16 protein-coding genes are annotated in these 17,760 nt (G+C 57.4%); 12 read left to right on the top strand and 4 right to left on the bottom strand.

What is annotated here, in order from left to right:
- Positions 1–24: 24 nt before the first annotated feature.
- From GXP70_RS24090 to GXP70_RS24080, 3 genes are all read left to right on the top strand, one after another.
- A complete protein-coding gene (locus GXP70_RS24090) occupies positions 25–561 on the top strand; it encodes a TetR/AcrR family transcriptional regulator (RefSeq protein WP_162359181.1) in 537 nt (178 codons plus the stop codon).
- Between the two features lie 167 nt (positions 562–728).
- Positions 729–1,166 carry a M3 family oligoendopeptidase gene (locus tag GXP70_RS24085; RefSeq protein ID WP_162359180.1) on the top strand — a complete coding sequence of 146 codons (438 nt, stop codon included), beginning with the start codon at positions 729–731 and terminating at the stop codon, positions 1,164–1,166.
- Positions 1,167–1,231: 65 nt separating this feature from the next.
- Complete coding sequence (locus GXP70_RS24080; protein ID WP_162359179.1) at positions 1,232–1,900, top strand: cysteine hydrolase family protein; 669 nt, start codon at positions 1,232–1,234, stop codon at positions 1,898–1,900.
- Positions 1,901–2,017: 117 nt separating this feature from the next.
- Here the strand turns inward: GXP70_RS24080 and GXP70_RS24075 are convergent, their stop codons facing one another.
- Positions 2,018–2,614: a DUF1349 domain-containing protein gene (locus GXP70_RS24075; protein ID WP_162359178.1), complete on the bottom strand. Its 597-nt coding sequence runs from the start codon at positions 2,612–2,614 to the stop codon at positions 2,018–2,020.
- Between the two features lie 191 nt (positions 2,615–2,805).
- Here GXP70_RS24075 and GXP70_RS24070 point away from each other — a divergent pair, with 191 nt between their 5' ends.
- Positions 2,806–3,546 carry a DsbA family oxidoreductase gene (locus GXP70_RS24070; protein WP_162359177.1) on the top strand — a complete coding sequence of 247 codons (741 nt, stop codon included), beginning with the start codon at positions 2,806–2,808 and terminating at the stop codon, positions 3,544–3,546.
- Between the two features lie 141 nt (positions 3,547–3,687).
- On the opposite strand, the gene GXP70_RS24065 is transcribed toward GXP70_RS24070, so the two are convergent.
- The 3 genes from GXP70_RS24065 to GXP70_RS24055 are packed head-to-tail and all read right to left on the bottom strand — an operon-like array spanning position 3,688 to position 5,177.
- On the bottom strand, positions 3,688–4,062 hold the full coding sequence (locus GXP70_RS24065) for an EamA family transporter (RefSeq protein WP_162359176.1): 375 nt from the start codon (positions 4,060–4,062) through the stop codon (positions 3,688–3,690).
- Entirely contained in the window at positions 4,059–4,424 is a 366-nt protein-coding gene (locus GXP70_RS24060) for a DUF2304 domain-containing protein (RefSeq protein WP_162359175.1), read from the bottom strand. Before GXP70_RS24060 ends, GXP70_RS24065 begins: the two co-directional genes overlap by 4 nt.
- Positions 4,425–4,469: 45 nt before the next feature.
- On the bottom strand, positions 4,470–5,177 hold the full coding sequence (locus tag GXP70_RS24055; protein WP_192043387.1) for a glycosyltransferase family 2 protein: 708 nt from the start codon (positions 5,175–5,177) through the stop codon (positions 4,470–4,472).
- A 115-nt stretch (positions 5,178–5,292) separates the two neighbouring features.
- Here GXP70_RS24055 and GXP70_RS24050 point away from each other — a divergent pair, with 115 nt between their 5' ends.
- The 8 genes from GXP70_RS24050 (at position 5,293) to GXP70_RS24015 (ending at position 17,753) form a co-directional block, all read left to right on the top strand.
- Positions 5,293–6,576, top strand: a complete 1,284-nt coding sequence (locus tag GXP70_RS24050; protein ID WP_225442539.1) for an ArnT family glycosyltransferase — start codon at positions 5,293–5,295, stop codon at positions 6,574–6,576.
- 380 nt (positions 6,577–6,956) lie between these two features.
- Complete coding sequence (locus tag GXP70_RS24045) at positions 6,957–8,750, top strand: cache domain-containing sensor histidine kinase (protein ID WP_162359173.1); 1,794 nt, start codon at positions 6,957–6,959, stop codon at positions 8,748–8,750.
- Positions 8,725–10,389, top strand: a complete 1,665-nt coding sequence (locus tag GXP70_RS24040) for a response regulator (RefSeq protein WP_162359172.1) — start codon at positions 8,725–8,727, stop codon at positions 10,387–10,389. Before GXP70_RS24045 ends, GXP70_RS24040 begins: the two co-directional genes overlap by 26 nt.
- A gap of 96 nt (positions 10,390–10,485) precedes the next feature.
- Positions 10,486–12,180, top strand: a complete 1,695-nt coding sequence (locus tag GXP70_RS24035; RefSeq protein WP_225442538.1) for an extracellular solute-binding protein — start codon at positions 10,486–10,488, stop codon at positions 12,178–12,180.
- 185 nt (positions 12,181–12,365) lie between these two features.
- The gene (locus GXP70_RS24030) at positions 12,366–13,265 is read left to right on the top strand and encodes an ABC transporter permease (protein WP_162359170.1); all 900 of its coding nucleotides are present in this window, start codon (positions 12,366–12,368) and stop codon (positions 13,263–13,265) included.
- Positions 13,266–13,280: 15 nt separating this feature from the next.
- Positions 13,281–14,162 (top strand): carbohydrate ABC transporter permease, encoded by an 882-nt coding sequence (locus tag GXP70_RS24025; RefSeq protein WP_162359169.1) that lies wholly within the window; start codon positions 13,281–13,283, stop codon positions 14,160–14,162.
- An 89-nt stretch (positions 14,163–14,251) separates the two neighbouring features.
- Entirely contained in the window at positions 14,252–16,375 is a 2,124-nt protein-coding gene (locus tag GXP70_RS24020) for a glycoside hydrolase family 36 protein (protein WP_162359168.1), read from the top strand.
- 316 nt (positions 16,376–16,691) lie between these two features.
- Entirely contained in the window at positions 16,692–17,753 is a 1,062-nt protein-coding gene (locus GXP70_RS24015; RefSeq protein WP_162359167.1) for a hypothetical protein, read from the top strand.
- The last annotated feature ends 7 nt before the right edge of the window (positions 17,754–17,760 follow it).

The following is a 17,760-nucleotide window of genomic DNA, read 5'->3' as shown; positions in this document are numbered from 1 at the left end:
CCGTGACACAAGGAGCAAAGTGTAATGCCTCAGACGTATGCCGAGAGTCAGAAACAACTAACGAAGGAAAGCATTACCGAAAGTTTATTCTTGCTTCTTAAAGAAAAAGATTACGCGACTATCACGGTCACCGACATCGCTCAAAAAGCGGGCGTTTCTCGCATGGCTTTTTACCGTCATTACCGTGATAAAAGTCAGGTTATCGAAGAATATACCAATAAACTATACGAAGCGTTCTTTCGAAAAGCCCAAAACCTGTCGGTACGCACCCCGGAAACGGTTTCGCATGAGCTGGTCGGATACTTCGACAGACACTCGGGCCTGTTTCTCGAGTCTCTGGAACGAGGCTACAATCAGATTTTGTTTCGTTTGTTTTCGGAAGCGCTTGGCGAGTTCTACAACGCTACGGTGACATGGGAGAATTATAAAGGCATGAGGGCTTATTACTGGAACACCTTCATGGCTGCTGGCTTGTTCTTTGTCCTCATGGATTGGATTCGTCGAGGTAAAGCGGAGTCAATCGAGGAAATGGCGCAGCTTGTGACCGAGATGAATACTTGATGCTTGATTCGTCCAGAGCATCGTTCGTCGATGCTCTGGACGATTTTCTTGAGGATGCCGGATTGAGCGGCAGGTTATTTCGCACGATGCTGACAGCGTATCGGTAAATCAAGGATTCTCTTTGCGATAGGCTCCATCTACGTATTTATACGTATCCGATAATCCCTGTGAGCCGTAAGCACATCGATCTCGCCGTCTTGCACGATCACATGCGACTGGCCGGTAACGGCAAGCTCCCGTTTCATGGGATTCTCCGAATCGATGTTGCTTCTATCGTCGAACGAATAGACCCAAATTACCGTATCGTCGAGCTGCGATATCTTCCTTACCGATGCGCGATTGACGAATTTGAGCACACCGTACATGAGGATATCGCATTTACGAAAGCTCAACGATGCGAACTGTGGCGTGATATTGAACTGAAATATATGCCATGGCGTGCCAAGAGCAGTCAGGAGTCCGTTAAGCGCGGGACCTCTTGGCAGAACCAACCGCATCTCTTCAACTATCCTTTTTCCTATATCGACTATAACAATCCATTTTCCGTCGGTGCCGTAGCCAATATATGTGCGCCGATTCTGGATGAAGTATCCTCATTGTTGTAACTGAGAACAAGAGGATATCGAGCAAAACTTATTCATTACAATACGGGTGAAGGCGGTGTCTGGCCATGGAACATACAACATCGGAAATAAGATTATGCGTAAGAAAATATAATGCCGACTCTGATTTGCAAATTAATATCGTTCCGGAAAGAACCGCGTTTCTTTTAGTTGATTGTGATGAATCTTCCGCTGAAAAACATGTTATTGAGAACGGGATTTGCTCGGCACTCAGCATCGCGAGGGAGTCTGGCATGAAGATCGTTTATTTATTCAACGCTATATATGGCGTTGGGGGACCAAACGATGTCACAACAAAAATTCATGGACTAGACGCTCTTGAAAACAGTTGGAAACCGCTGATCCCTAAATTTAATCCGTCCATACAACCGCTCGATGACGAGGCAGTTATTCCAAAATCGCATAAAGACGGATTCAACGGAACTGTGCTGGATTATTATCTAAAAACCTGGAACATTGATACGTTAATTACGGTTGGCTTCCATTTGAAATCGTGTCTATTCCATACTTGCATAGGTGCCCGCCATCATAATTATCGGGTTGTGATGTTGAGAGATTGTACAAATTCAAGTGAATTTCCAGACACCATTGACGATCACAATCCCGAGGGCGGTTGGTTAAGGTTTATTTTTCTAAGAATTTATGAAACCGATATTGGTTATACCTCGACCTCATACGATTTGAAGAGGGCTTTGCTCAACGACGAGGGACGATAGAACGCCTGAACCAGCGGCAGCCGAGGCCTTTATTTCCGGCCCTTTGGCTTGTCGCTGTTTCATTGCCGAGGTCAGCCTATCACTTGGCTGACCTATTCAGGCCGCGGAGCGACGCCGTTACGAGCGGGCAAGCTCGGACTCCGTCAGCGTCAGAAAATCGAACGTGACCGCGCATCCCGTCCCTTGGGGGGACTGCGCGACGACGCCGGCATGCACGTTGACGGGCAGCTGCATCCCGAAGTAGCGGACCTGTTCCCACGCCTCGCCATCTTCCGAATAATGAAAGGCGATGCATGCATTCGTTCGCGTAATGCGCAGGTACGGCTTCTCGACGTCGACCCGCATCGAATTGCAGTCATCGGAGACGCCGTTCTGCGTGACGACGGAGACGATCGTCGGATAGCGGCCGTTGTGCTCGAAGCACAGCTTCGCCCAGTTCCGGTCGTCGGCCAGCAGCATGAGGCAGCCGGAATCGTATTGGTCCTTCATCGCCGCGCCGAGCCTGGTCGTCAGCTCGAAGGCAACGCCGGCCTGCAGCCGCAGGAACGGGGCCGAGCTGACGATATGCTTGCCCGCCGGGTCTTGATAATAGTCGGCTTTCGCCGGCGCTTCGACGTAGAGTCCGCCATCCGCTGTGTACGACCAGCGCTCGGGCTCGTTCGCCCAGGTGAAGCCGTTTCTCGCAGCTACATCGTGGAATAGATTCGTGCTCATGATCAAGTCCCCTTCTCCGCATGGAATGACAGCTTGCTATGGAAGTACATTCTCGCTGCGAACGGCTACTCCTGCTTGCTGCCCGCTCGTAAGCCGATCTATTCGACCTGCCGGGGAGTTGGCGGTATAATACAGTCAAGCATGCAAAGCCAGGAAGACGAAGGCTTATTCTGATCATGGAGAGTGTCAGCATGAAAGTGGAAGTATGGTCCGACATCGCCTGCCCGTTCTGCTATATCGGCAAGCGCAGATTCGAAGCGGGACTTGCGAAGTTCGCGCACAAGGACGAAATCGAAGTCGTGTATCGGAGTTTTCAATTGGATCCGAACGCGGACAAGGAGCCGGCGCTGGATGCGTACGGGCTCGTTGCGAAGAAATACGGCATCAGCCGGGAGCAGTCCATCGCCATGCACGAGAATCTCGTCAACCAAGCGGCGGAGCTCGGGCTCGCGTACAATTTCGAGCATGCCTACCCGGCGAACTCGCTCGACGCGCATCGCCTGATTCATTTCGCCGGCCGTTACGGCAAGCGGACGGAGGCGGCGGAGCAGCTGTTCAAGGCGTATTTTACCGATTCCAAGCATGTGGGCCGGCTGGAGACGCTGATTGCGATCGCGGAAGAAATCGGACTCGATCCGAAAGAAGCGGAAGCGGTGCTGCGCAGCGACGAATTCAAGGCGGAAGTGGAGGCGGAGTGCCGCGAAGCGTCGCAGCTCGGCGCGAACGGCGTGCCGTTCTACGTCATCAACCGCAAATATGCGGTAGCGGGCGCGCAGCCGAGCGAAGTGTTCCTGGACGTGCTCGAGAAATGCTGGGAAGAGGAGAAGCCGCTCATCATGCTCGACCCTTCCTCGACGAACAGCAACACGGGACAGGTATGCACGGATGACGGCTGCGGCATCGGCGATCCGAATGCGGAGAAGCAGCAATAGCGCATAACCCGTAAAGAGTCGTACTGGGATCATGCATACGCCTTAAAGACAACAAGCACGAGCCGACTTGGGCGTCCGTTCCGCATATCGCGGATTCGGAGGGCCTTCGCCTGCGTCGTGCTTTTTGATTGGAGTCTTACATTATGCCGCGTACTTCGCGGACAGGCCGATGCACGCGACGCCGGCGAGAATGAGCAGGCATCCGGCGATCTTCAGCCCGTTCAGCGATTCGTCGAACAGGTAGTAGGCGCCGATGATGGAGATGATGTACGCCAAGCTCTGAATCGGGTACGCGAGACCGAGATCGACTTTGGACACGATGAACAGCCATAGCACGGTCGCGCAGCCATAAATGAACAAGCCGCCGAGGATATAAGGCGAGAACACCAGCTCCAGGATGGTGCGCAGCGATTCGAACGGCTTGTCCCGCTGCATCAGCCCGTATTTCCATAGAAACTGCCCTGCGACGAGCATGAGCGTGTTCGCTAGTATGAGCAGGAATTGGACGAAATTCATGTCCTTGGTTCACCTCGGTCCGCCAGTTGATGAAGTTCCAGCAGCTTCTTCTCCATGACGGCGAACTCCTGCGTCAAGGTCTTGATCTGATCGGACTGCTTGGACAAGCTGATCGTCTGGCGGACGAGCAGCGCAAGCATGTAGATGATCGTCACGAGGAAGACGAACGTCGGCATGTAGTAGATGCCGAGCCATTCCGAGAACCGGTTGAGGAGCGGAATGCATGCGGCCGCCAGCACGCCCAGAGCGGCGGTGACGAGCCACAGGAAGGCGTAGCGGTCCTTCAGCTTGTGCGTAACCGTGAAGGAGACGATCAGCCCGAGGAAGAACAACGTGATCAGGATGGCGACAAACTGATTCATGGCTTCAAATCCTTTTCGAGCGGACGGGAGGTCCGTTATTTCTGCCTACGAGAAGCTTTTGCGAATCACCGAGAACAGCGTTACTTTCAACATGTAATAGATCGATTTCGACCAGTTGATGGACGAGGTGCCGCCTTGGCGGCCGCGCATCTCCACGCTGATCTCCTTGATTTTGAACCCGCGCTTGGACAAGCTCACCAGCACCTCGACCTCGGGATAATCCGTCGGATAATGGCGGGCGAATTGCTCGATGGCGGCTCTTCCGACGATGCGGAAGCCCGATGTGGGATCGTAGACCGGAATGCCCGTCAGCACCCGGATCAAATGGTGGAAATAGAAAATGCCGATACGGCGGGACAAGCTGCCCCGATAGCCGCTCTTCTCGACGAACCGCGAGCCGATGACCATATCGCAGCCGCTCGTTTCGATTTCGCGGACGAGCTTCGCGATGTCTTCCGGCCGGTGCTGGCCGTCCGCGTCCAACTGAATGGCGTACCGGTAGCCGCCGCGGTGCGCGTACTTGTAGCCGCTCTGCATGGAGCCGCCGATGCCGAGATTGACGGCGTGCCGCAGCGCGGGAAGGCCTTCCTCGCGAATAATATCGGGCGTGCTGTCCTTGGAGCCGTCGTCGATGACGATAAAGTCGTACGGCGTATGCCGTTTCAACTCGGATACCGTTCTGGCGAGCGTCGCTTCTTCGTTGTACGCCGGAATAATAATCAGAATATCGCTGTTGCGCTGATGCTGCATCATGCGTGTAACCTTCTTTCTCATCTTCGATGCCGGGGGTTGCTCCTATCCAAATCCAATATAGTATAATAGAAAACGTTATTGAAAAGAATACCAATCATTGGAAGGAGTTGTCGAATTGTTCTCACTACGATCGGAAAGCCCCCGCATGCGGACGTTTCTATGGGTACTCATGTCGGCCGTGCTTCTGATACATATGGCTATCGTGCTCTGGCTGGGCGATCACTTCCTGCTGGGCTCGTACGAGCTGCGCAATAACGACGATGTGAAATACGTCTACTCCGCGCAGGTGCTGCTGGAGCATGGAACGCTTGTCTACAACAGCGGCATGCAGCCGACGAATTTCATCATGCCGGCCATTCCCGTCCTGTTAAGCGGGTTCTTGTCCTTCCTGGACCGCGATGCGGCGGTCATGGGATTCCGGATTCTGCAATGCTTCATGCAGGCCGCTTCGATCTACTTGGTCTTCATTCTGGCGCGCGAAACGCTCGGCAGGCGGGTCGCGGTGGCGGCTGCGTTGCTCGACGCGCTGTACATCCCGAACCTGTTCGCCTCCGGCGCGATTCTAACGGAATCGACGTTCAAACTGCTCTTTTTGTTGCTCATCTGCAGTTTTCTCTATGCGGTCAGGAAAAGAACGGCGGGCGCTTACGTCTTCGCGGGCATCATGCTCGGTCTGGCCTGCTACGTGAAGCCGCAGTGCGCGCTCATTCCGGCGTGCCTGCTCGTCATGTGGCTGATCCGCCGGTACAGCCGGGCTGAAATCGTCAAGTATACGGCGATCGTCGGAGCGTGCAGCATGCTGCTGCTGTCGCCTTGGTGGGTCCGCAATTACGCGGACTTCCACGAATTCATTCCGTTTACGAAGTCGACGGGCAATCCGATGCTGCTCGGCGCGCTGATCGATCGCGCCGCGCCGCCGAAGGGCTTCTTCGAGCAATATCCGGAATACAAGAACGACAGCAAGAACCTGTTCGCGGGCTACGACACGGAGCAGAAACGGACGGCAAAAAGGCTCATCGCCTACGGTTTCAAGCACCAGACGCTGCCCTATACGTACTGGTTCACGGTCGGCAAGTCGCTGGAGCTGTTCGAGAATCCGTTCTACTCCCGTCCGGTTCCGGGCCTGCCGAGGCCGCTGATCAACGTCCTGCAGGTCATCTTCGTGCTGGCCGGGTTTGCGGGCATCGCGCTGGCGCTCTTCCGGAGCGGGTTCAAACGGGTGATGCCGATTCTGCTGCCGTTTCTCTATTATTGGTTCATCCATCTACCGTTTATAACCTTCGGGCGCTACGGTTATCCGCTTATGTGCCTGTTGGCGATCTTCGCGGCCTATCTGGCCGTTGCCGTGCTGGAAGAAACCGACGTGTTGAAGAGCCGAGCGAAGGCGCCGGAGGCTTGATCCGCCCGCTTGATTCTCTTCCTCGAGACGACGGAGACGGCTTGACCTGGCATGACCCGACATGACCCGGCTCGGCTCGGCATACCGATCTATCGAATCATAAGGAGACCGCTTAAGTCTACCGGGTTTTGTCCAGCCGATTTGCCAATAAAGACCGTTAACGGCCTTGGATCCGCTTCTGTCGGATCGGGGCCGTTTTGTTGCGCAAGGCCCGCATGATCGCCTGCCGGGAACGATCGGCGGCGATTGTATAAATGCGCGAACGGGATGTACAAAATAGCGACTAGAACTAGGCATCCGGCTGCACTAATCTATAAAGAACGATCGATGGAACGAAAGAATGGAATAAGGTTATACGCCGAAAGGGGCGATGATAGGCCATGCAAGGTTCATTCCGCCGGCATCTGCCCGCGTTTTCGATTTATCCGAAACTGGTGCTCTGCTTCCTGCTCGTGATCGTGCCGATCTATGCGATCAGCTTCATGATGAACCAGTCGAGCAAGCAGCTCGTCGAGAAGCAGCTCTCGCAGGCGGTGCAGTCCCAGGTGCATTTCTATCGCAGCTCGCTCGATACCGAGATTTCGCGGTTGAACCAGCTGAAGGCGGAGTATGCGAACGACAGCGACTTTCAGCGGCTTGCGACCGCCGCTAATTTAATGAACGATTTCGAACGCGTCCAGGCGATCCTGAGCGTCAAAAATAAGCTTCATCTGCTGAAGAGCTCGACGCCGTTCGTGGAGAACGTGAAGGTGTACATTCCGCTGCTCGACCGCAGCATTATCGCCAATGATCTCAACGACCGGATCCCGGCCGACGAGATGCAGGCGCTCCTCAATCCGGCGTCGATGCAGACGCTGATTTTCAGGTTCGACAACCGGCTGTTGATCAGCCAGCTCTACCCCGGGGTCGTCCGCCCTGGCCAGCAGCCGATTCTCGCGCTCGAAATCGAGCTTTCCCGAAGCAAGCTGAAGGAGATGCTCTCCGGCATCGTCCAATCGAACGACGGCCACGCCGTCATCTGGAACCCCGATTCGGATTGGTATGTGGCGGACGGCCCGCTCGGCCCGCTCGAATCCGAACTGCGGCAGCTCGCGGCGAGAAACGCGAACCTCGGAACCGACGTCCGCGAACGTCCCGGCAGCGGCAGCGTGAACGTGAATGGCAAGAACTATTTCGCGTCGTACGAATATTCGCCGGTCACCAATACCTACCTTGCCGTGTACATGCCGACGGAGCAGGTGCTGTCGCCGATCACCCGCTATAGCCGCTGGCTGCTTCTGCTGTCCGTCATATCGCTTGCGCTCGTCGCATTATTCTCGTTCTCGATTCACCGCGTTATTCACCGGCCGCTCGGCCTGCTTGTCGACGCGTTCCGGAAGGTGGAGAGAGGCGATCTCGGTGTCGCCGTGAAGCATCGCTGGCGTGACGAGTTCCACTATTTGTACGGCCAGTTCAATCAGATGGTCGCGCGCATCCGCGTGCTGATCCAAGAAGTGTACGAGCAGCAGATCTTGTCGCAGCGCTCCGAGCTGAAGCAGCTGCAGTCGCAGATCAACCCCCATTTCTTGTTCAACAGCTTCTTCATTCTGAAGGGGCTCGTGCGCCGCGGAGAACAGGAACTGTCGCTGCGCATGCTCGACAGCCTCGGCGAATACTTCCGGTTCATTACCCGGACCGGGCAGGAGGAAGTGACGCTGGAATCGGAGCTGGCCCACGTCAAGTCCTACCTGGATATTCAGAATATGCGCTTCTCCGGCTCGATCGAGACGCACTGCGAACCGCTCCCGGGCGGATGGAAGGACGTTCTCGTGCCCCGGCTTATTCTGCAGCCGCTCGTCGAGAACGCATACAAGCACGGCCTGGAAGACAAAGTGTCGGGCGGCAAGCTCGCGATCCGTTTCGAGACGGAGGCCGGCGGGCTGGCGATCGTCGTGGAGGACAACGGCGACAGTCTGAGCGATGAACGGCTGCAGGCGCTGGCGCGCAGTCTCCGGGACGTGGGCCGGGCCAAGGAGACGACGGGCATCCTGAACGTGCATCGGCGAATGATGCTGACGAGCGGCGGCGAGTGCGGCATTGAAGCGGCACGCAGTCCGCTGGGCGGATTGCGGATCAGGCTGACGATTCCGAAGCGAAGGGAGAATGAACATGTATCGTCTACTGATCGTGGATAACGAACGGCTGATCGTCGACAATCTGGTCGACTTGTTTCAGAAATCGGAGACGCTCGCGCTGGAGGTGTTCGGCGTCTATACGGCCGCGGCCGCGCTGGAGCTGATGGCGCGGATGAAGATCGACATCGTCCTGTCCGATATCCGGATGCCGGGCATGAACGGGCTGGAGCTGCAGCAGGAAATCAACCTGCAGTGGCCGCTGTGCAAAGTCATCTTCCTGTCCGGCTACGATGATTTCGAATATATCCAGCAAGCGATGCGCAACAGCGGCGTCGATTATTTGCTGAAGACGGAAGGCGAGCGCAAGATCGAGGAGACGGTGGCCAAAGCCGTCCGTCAGCTGGACGATGCCGTGGAGAAGGAGCAGTTGATCGCGCAGGCCCGGGAGCGCATGTCCGTGACCAAGCCGCTGCTGCACAAGGAATTTCTGTGGGCGGTGCTGCTCGGCGAACCGCAGCCGCTCCGTCACCTGGCGGAACAATTCGCGGGGCTCGACATTCCGCTCGATGCCAACGCGCCCGTGCTGCTTGCCGTCGGGCGCGTCGACGACTGGAAGGACGGCTTCACGCTATCGGACCGGGAACTGCTCGTGTACGCCATCCGCAACATCGCGGAAGAATACTGGCACGGCGGAGCCAAGAGCGTATCCGTGGCGTTCGACAAGAACAAGATCGTCTGGATGATCCAGCCGAACGAACCTGTCCCGGACGGCAAGCAGGGCGAGCAGATCCGCGCGCGGACGGTCCGTTTCGCGCAGGGCATGGCCGAGAGTATCCAGCAAACTTCCGACCAGCTGCTGAAGCTCAGCCTCTCGCTCGCGGTTGCGTCCGACTTCCGGCCATGGCCGCAGGCAGCCGAGCAGTTCGAGAACTTGAAGCTGCTGCTCAATTTCGGCGCCGGACTCGGACGGGGAGCGCTGATCCTCGGGCAGCAGCGGCGCGGCGAGCCGCTCCCGGCAGGCGGCCATGATCATGCCGTGCGCTCCGGATTGAAGGCGCTGGAATCGCTCGCGGCTTTCCTGGAGAACGGCCAGCGGCACCAGTTCTTCATCGATTACGCCCAGCTGATGGCGATCGGCGGGGGTGAGGGAACCGAGCTGCTGCGCATGGAAATCGACATCAACCTGGCGGCGATCTTCTTGTCGTACATCAACCGCTGGGGCCTGCATGCCGAGCTGGCCGAGCGGCATGATTTGACGCGGCTTCTTCATTTCAACGACCGGGGTGCTTGGACGGAGACGACCGCTTATTACACGGCGCTTGCCGAGGAGCTGTTCGAGATCAAGCGTGCCGGACAGACGTTCCAAGAGAACGACATCGTCAAGCACGTCCAATGGTACGTCGATCAGAACCTGGCCGGCGACCTGTCGCTCACGCGCATCGGGGAAGTGGTCGGACATAACCCGTATTATTTGTCGCGCTTGTACAAGCAAATCACGAACGAGGGATTGTCCGAATTCATCGCGCGTTCCCGCATGCGAAAGGCCAAGGAGCTGCTCGGACAGCAGGGATTGCGCATCAGCGACATCGCGAAATCCGTCGGTTTCTCCACCGACCAATCGTTCTACAGGCTCTTCAAGAAGGCAGCGGGCGTGACGCCGCAGGAGTATCGCGAGCATGCAGCAAAAGTCGAAAAGTGATAGTGCAATGTCGAAATCGGCGAGTAGATGGCCATCCGGATCGGCACCTATAATAAACAAGGGACGAACGCACTCAATAAGATCTGGGGGGACAACATGATGTGGGACAAGATGCGCAAACCGGCGGCAGGCGTCTTGCTGACGGCGACAATGCTGCTTGCGGCATGCGGTAGCACGGGGAATAACGCAGATAACGGACAAGAAGCGGCGAACGGGAACGCCGGCGCGGAGAACGCGTCGCAGGGCGCGATCGATCCGATGGGGAAATACGAGACGCCGGTCGAAATCAAATTCGCGCGGCCGTCGAGTCAGAACTGGAAGTATCCGGACGGCGACAGCCTCGACGATAATATATGGAGCCGCGAATATTCGGACAAGCTCGGCATCAAGGTCGTGACGGATTGGACGGCGGAGGAAGGCGAGACCTACGATCAGAAGATGAACGTCGCTATCGCTTCGGGCAATTTGCCGGATATGTTCGTCGTGAACGCGACGCAGCTGCAGCAGCTTGCGAACGCGGGAGAGCTCGCCGATTTGGCGGGCGTGTTCGATCAATACGGCAGCGAGCTGACGAAGAAGCTGGTGAACAGCGACGGCGGCCTCGGCCTGCAGTCCGCCACGTTCGACGGTAAGCTGCTCGCGCTGCCGGGCGTAAGCGCCAACCTGTACAATCCGAGCCTCCTCTGGATTCGAACCGATTGGCTCAAGAAGCTGAACCTGCCCGAACCGAAGACGATGCAGGACGTGTTCGCGATCTCCGACGCTTTCGTCAATCAGGATCCGGACGGCGACGGCAAGAAGAATACGATCGGGCTCGGCCTGACCAAGGACCTGTATACCGGCGGCATCGGCCTCATCTCCGGATTCGCTAACGGCTATCACGCCTATCCATGGATTTGGGTGAAGAATGCGGACGGCACCGTGCAGTACGGCAGCACGAAGCCGGAAATGAAAGCGGCGCTCGGCAAGCTGCAGGAGCTGTACAAGAACGGCCAAATCGATAAGGAGTTCGGGGTCAAGGACGGCGCCAAGATCGGCGAGAGCATCGCTTCGAACAAGCTCGGCATCATGTACGGCGAGAACTGGATGCCTTACTTCCCGATCATCGACGGCAAGAAGCAGAACCCGGGGATGGAATGGAAGCCGTACGCGCTGCCGTCCATCGACGATCAGCCGGCGAAGGGAGGAGTTGCGTTCGCGACGACGACGTATTTTGCCGTGAACAAGAACTTCAAGCATCCTGAGGCGATCGTCAAGCTGCTGAACATGCAGCAGGAGAAAATGTACCAAGCGCCGGTCGATCCGAACTCGCCGTTCAACATCGTGCAGGACGGGGATACCCGGATCGAGACGTACAAGTACGCCGTCGTCTCCTCCACGCTCGGCAACGATATGATCGCCGATTCGATCACGAAGCTGAAGGATGCGCTCGAGAAGGACGACCCGGAGATCACCAAGGGAATGCTTGCGGAGACGGATAAATTCGAACCGATCCGCGCCTTCAACAAGGACCGCAACATGGATTATTGGCCGCAGGCCCGCCAGTTCGACGCGTTCCAGCAATTGTTGAACATGTACAACAATGACGGTCTCGTCACGAGCGTACTGGCCGGACAGACGAAGACCATGGGCGAGAACTGGGCCGCGCTCGTGAAGCTGGAGAAGGAGACGTTCACCAAGATCATTATGGGCGCCGCTCCGATCGACGAGTTCGACAAGTTCGTCGACACGTGGAACGCGCTAGGCGGCAAGGAGATTACGCAAGAAGTAACGGACATGGTCAACAAGTAAGCTTCGGCATTCGCCGGAGAACGCGTAACGCGATAGCGGAATCGGCAGGAGGGAGTGCGTCTTACGGAGCCTCCCTCTTGTCATTCGCGGACGAAGACGCGCAAGGAAGAAAGAGCAACGCAAGAAAGCAAGAACAACGCAACGCAAGGAAGCAAGCAGGAAGAAAACAAGGTGGTGGAACACTCATGCGATTTGCGAAGTTAAGAAGAGAGATCCCCTTGCACGCGATGCTCGTGCCGGGCCTGGTCCTCATCATCATGTTCAGTTACATCCCGATGGCGGGCCTCGTGTTCGCCTTCCAGAAATTCACCCCTTTCCACGGCTGGTTCGGCTCCGATTGGGCCGGCTTCGATAACTTTCGTAAAGTTTTCCTGCTGCCGGATACCAAACAGGTCATTTGGAACACGATTTATATCGCCGTGCTGAAAATCATCGCGGGCCTGATCTTTCCGATCATCGTCGCGCTGCTGCTGAACGAAGTGAACCGCATGTTCGTCAAGCGCGGCATCCAGACGCTCATCTATTTGCCTCATTTCATGTCCTGGGTCATTCTCGGCGGCATTCTGGTCGACGTCCTGTCGCCGACCGACGGCATCGTCAATTCATTCCTCGGCCATTTCGGCATCGAGCCGATCTATTTCTTGGGCGATAACGGCTGGTTCCCGAAGGTGCTCGTCGCCTCGGACGTGTGGAAGGAATTCGGCTTCAACACGATCGTGTATCTCGCCGCCATCACGGGCATCAATCCGACGCTGTACGAAGCCGCCGTCGTCGACGGCGCGAACCGTTGGAAACAGACGCTGCACATTACGCTGCCCGGCGTGCTGCCCATTATCGTTTTGCTGGCGACGCTAAGTCTCGGAAACGTACTGAATGCCGGATTCGAGCAGGTATTCGTTTTATATAGCCCATCCGTCTATGAACGCGGCGACATCCTGGATACGATGATTTACCGGATGGGGCTGCAAAACTTCCAATACAGCCTCGCCACGGCCATCGGCTTGTTCAAATCCGCCGTATCGTTCGTTCTGATCACGATTTCGTATTGGCTTGCCTATCGCTTCGCCAACTACAGAATTTTCTAGAAAGGGGCAACCGGCATGCATATTATTTCGCCGTCCCGCAGGGTTTTTCAACTGTTTAACTATCTGTTCCTGATCGCCCTCGGCCTGCTGTGCCTGATGCCTTTCGTCAATATCATCGCGGTCTCGTTCAGCGAGAGCTCCGCCGTCGTAGCGGGCAAAGTCACGTTCTGGCCGGTCGGGTTCACGCTGAAGTCCTATCAATACATTCTTAACAATGCGGTGTTCCTCCGCACGTTCGGCAACACGCTGGTGCGGGTGATCGGCGGCACGCTCCTCAATATGCTGCTCACGATCATGGTCGCGTATCCGTTGTCCAAGGACGTGGCGAAGCTGCGCGCGCGAACGGTGTACGTCTGGATCTTCGTGTTCACGATCCTGTTCAACGGCGGTCTGATTACATGGTACATGACCATCAAAATGTTCGGTCTCATCGACAGCCCGCTCGCGTTGATCCTGCCCGGCGCCGTCCCGGTGTTTAACGTGATTCTGCTGCTCAATTTCTTCCGTAATTTGCCCAAGGAGCTCGAAGAATCGTCCTTCATCGACGGTGCCGGCCATTGGACGACGATGTGGCGCATCTACGTGCCGATCTCGATGCCCGCGCTCGCGACGGTGCTGCTGTTCACGATGGTGACGCATTGGAACTCGTGGTTCGACGGCATGCTTCTGATGAACCGGGTGGAGCACTATCCGCTCTCGAGTTATTTGCAGACTGTCGTCATTCAGATGGACTTCTCGCACGTGAAGCAGGAGGACGTGCAGATGATGGGCGAAATCTCGAACCGGACGAGCAAGGCGGCCCAGATCGTGGTCGGCGCGCTGCCGATCCTGCTCGTATATCCGTTCCTGCAGCGTTTCTTCGTGAAGGGCATCGTGCTCGGAAGCGTCAAGGAATAACGCAGACGAATCGTTTCGCGGAAGGCGCCGGCTCCGGCCGGTCCAGGGAACGGCTCGCAAGCATACCCATTCGAGGAGAGTGAAACAAGATGACAAACAAGCGAATTCGCCATAGCGCCGACGGGCTGGAGCTGATCGTCGAGATTACGGAAGCGGGAGAAGTCAAGTTGCTTTACTTTGGCGTTCCCGAATATGCAGGGCAAGAACTCGACGCCAAGTCGTACGCGAACAGGCGGCTTGTCGAAGTGCAATGCACCGGTGAAGATACATTCATCCATCACGGGCTGAAGCATGCCGGCACGATGCCCGGCGGCCGCCTCGTCTACCGGTCTCACCGGACGGAGGAATCGGCGGGCGGTTCCTCGCTGGCGATCGAACAGCATGACCCGGTCACAGGCCTGACCGCCGTCAGCCATTTTCAATTCTACGGCGGACTGCCGCTGGCCCGCGTGCGGACGGAGCTGCGTAACGACGGCGGCAGGGAGCTGCCGCTGGAGTATGTCTCTACGTTCGCATACGGCGGCGCGGCAGGCGAAGGCGAACGTCTGTGGGATGACAAAATGCGAATTCATATCGCGCACAATACATGGTGCGGCGAAGTCCAGTGGAAGGAGAACTCGCTGCCGGACCTCGGGCTGTTCCGGGCGTTCCACCATTCCGTCAACCGATTGAACGTTTGCTCCATCGGCACATGGTCGTCCGCCGAGAAATTACCGATTGCCGTGTTGGAAAATACCGAAACGAATACGAGTTTGTTCTGGCAGATCGAGCATAACGGCTCATGGCAGTGGGAAGTCGGCGATGCGGAGGTGCATCAGCTCTGCGTCCGGCTCAGCGGCCCGACCGATGCCGAGACGCAGTGGTTCAAGCGGCTGCAGCCCGGAGAGACGTTCGTCTCCGTGCCTGCCGCGGTCGGTGCCGTGCGCGGCGGCTTGACCGAAGCGGCGAACAGCCTGACGGCTTATCTTCGGACCGTACGCCGCCGGAATGAGGATAACCGGAAGCTGCCGGTTATCTTCAATGATTTCATGCATTGCCTGTGGGGCGACCCGACCACGGAGAAGCTGAAGCCGGTCGTAGATGCGGCCGCCGAAGCGGGCTGCGAAATCTTCTGCATCGATGCCGGCTGGTACGAGGACAGCCTCGGCGAATGGCTGCCGTCGACGAGCCGTTTCGAAGAGGGTCTTGGCGCCATGATCGGATATATTCGCTCCAGAGGCATGGTGCCCGGTTTATGGCTCGAGCTGGAGTCCGTGGACAAGGCAAGCCCGCTCGTAGGCAAAGTGCCGCAGGAATGGTTCTTCAGCCGCCGCGGCCGGCCGGTTCTGGACATGGGGCGATATCAGCTGGACTTCCGCCATCCGGACGTCGTCAAGCACGCCGACGAGACGGTCGACCGGCTGATTCGCGATTTCGGCATCGGGTATTTCAAGTTCGATTACAATCAGAACTCGGGCATCGGCACCGACCGCGGCGCAGACAGCTTCGGCGACGGTCTGCTCGAACACAACCGCGCCTACCTGCGCTGGGTCGACCGGTTGTTCGCGCGGCATCCGGAGCTGGTCGTGGAATCGTGCGCGAGCGGCGGCATGCGCATGGACTACGCGACTTTGTCGAGGTTCAGCGTACAGTCCGTCAGCGACCAGATGGATTACCGGCTGATGGGGCTTATCGCCGCGGCGAGCCCGTCCGTCGTCCCTCCGGAGCAAGCGGGCATCTGGTCGTATCCGCTTGCCGGCTCGGACGACGAGGCCGTCATCTTCAATATGGTGAACGTCATTCCGTTCCGCGTCTTCCTGGGCGGACAGCTGCCTCAGGTGAGCGGCCGCGGCCGTGAGCTCGTCCGCGAAGCGATCGCGTTCTACAAGTCGATTCGCGAAGAGCTGCCCGGCGCGGTCGCTTCCTGGCCGCTGGGTCTGCCGACGTTCGCCAGCCGCTATACTTGCCTGCTGCTGGAGACGGACAACCGCTATCTGCTTGCGGTATGGCGCCTGGACGACGAGCGGAGCCGGATCGATATTCCGCTGTCGCTGCCGGACGCGGCGGATTATGACAAGCACGATTTCAGCTGTGCTTATCCCGCTGCGGATACGGACGCAGTAACGGATTGGGACGCTGTATCGGGCACGCTGTGCGTCTCGCTGCCGCAGCGCGATTCGGCGCGGTTAATCATGCTTCGGAAGCGGCCGCAGCAGTCCTCGGACGCGATCTGAACGTGAATAACACGCGGGTAGAGCGAGCAGAGAGCGAACTGAGAGCGAACAGAGTGTAGAGTGTGCTCAGAGAGCGAATAGAAAGTAGGATGCGAAGTACACGCCAATCGAGCACGAATCAATGGCGACGATCCGCGATTCGTTTGCGAATAGACCTTAACGAACAAGCCCTTGCGACGCAGGGGCTTATTCGTTGTCGCCATTTGATCGGGATCCCTCTTTCATCTCGGCTCCAGGCAAGGTAAACTGGAAATGCAAGCGCTAATTTCGAGAGTCGCAAGAGCGCTGGGTTCAACGACGAGGGGGGCGAGTAGGGATGGAAGTTATGTTGGCACAGGCCGGGCGGCCGTCGGTCCGCGTGGCCACGAGCAAGGATTACATGACGATTCTGTTCGGCATCTGGCTCATCGGGGGCATATTCATCGACGGCTTCGCGCATAATCACGGCGTCGTGGAGACGTTCTTCACCCCATGGCATGCCATCTTGTATTCAGGGTATCTTGCGTCGGCGGCTTGGATGGGCTGGCTGCTGTTCCAGTCGAAGAAGGCTACCGGGCTGTCCTGGACGAAGGCGGCACCGGTCGGATATGGCCTTGGACTTATCGGCGTCGTTATTTTCCTCATCGGCGGACTCGGCGACATGTACTGGCACACGGTATTCGGCATCGAGAAAGATATTGCGGCCCTTCTCAGTCCGACGCATCTGATCCTGCTGCTCGGCGGGCTGCTGATCCTGTCAAGCCCGTTCCGCGCCGGCTGGTATAACGAGAAGCTCGCGAAGCCGGATTGGCGCGCGTTCACGCCGGCATTCCTGTCGCTCGTCGTGACGACGGGCGCCGTCAGCTTCTTCCTGATGTACGCCTGGATCTTCCGCTACAACCTGCCGGCCAAGTCGACGATGCTCTGGTACGATTACCAGTTCGGCGGAGGCGGCTTGCTGGATGAAATGAACAAAACGCGCGGCCTGGTCTTTATTCTGATCGACACGCTCGTGTACATGTTCCCCGTGTTCCTGCTCATGAAGCGCTGGACGCTTCCGGCAGGTACGATGACGGCGCTGTTTACGCTCGTCTCGGTCATGATGAACGTGCTGGACGGCTTCCAGAACTACCCGTCGATCTTCGTCGCGCTCGGGGCCGGCCTGGTGGGCGATATTCTATATCGGGCGCTGCGGGCGGGGGAAGGTCGCGTCATGGCCGAACGGGTCATTGCGGCCGCGGTGCCGATCGCGCTTTGGAGTTTCTACTTCGCGTGGATGGCGATCTCCGACGGCATCGGCTGGGAGCAGGAGTTTTGGGCCGGTTCGATCGTCGAAGCGACGCTGTTATCGATGGGGCTGCATCTGCTTGCCTCGCAGAAGCAGCCGGCAAGGGGCTGAGGCGGCC

The sequence above is a fragment of the Paenibacillus lycopersici genome (genome assembly GCF_010119935.1).
Classification (GTDB): Bacteria; Bacillota; Bacilli; order Paenibacillales; family Paenibacillaceae; genus Paenibacillus_Z; species Paenibacillus_Z lycopersici.
The sequence above is the reverse complement of the archived record's forward strand: the minus strand, read 5'-3'. Positions and strand labels throughout refer to the sequence as shown.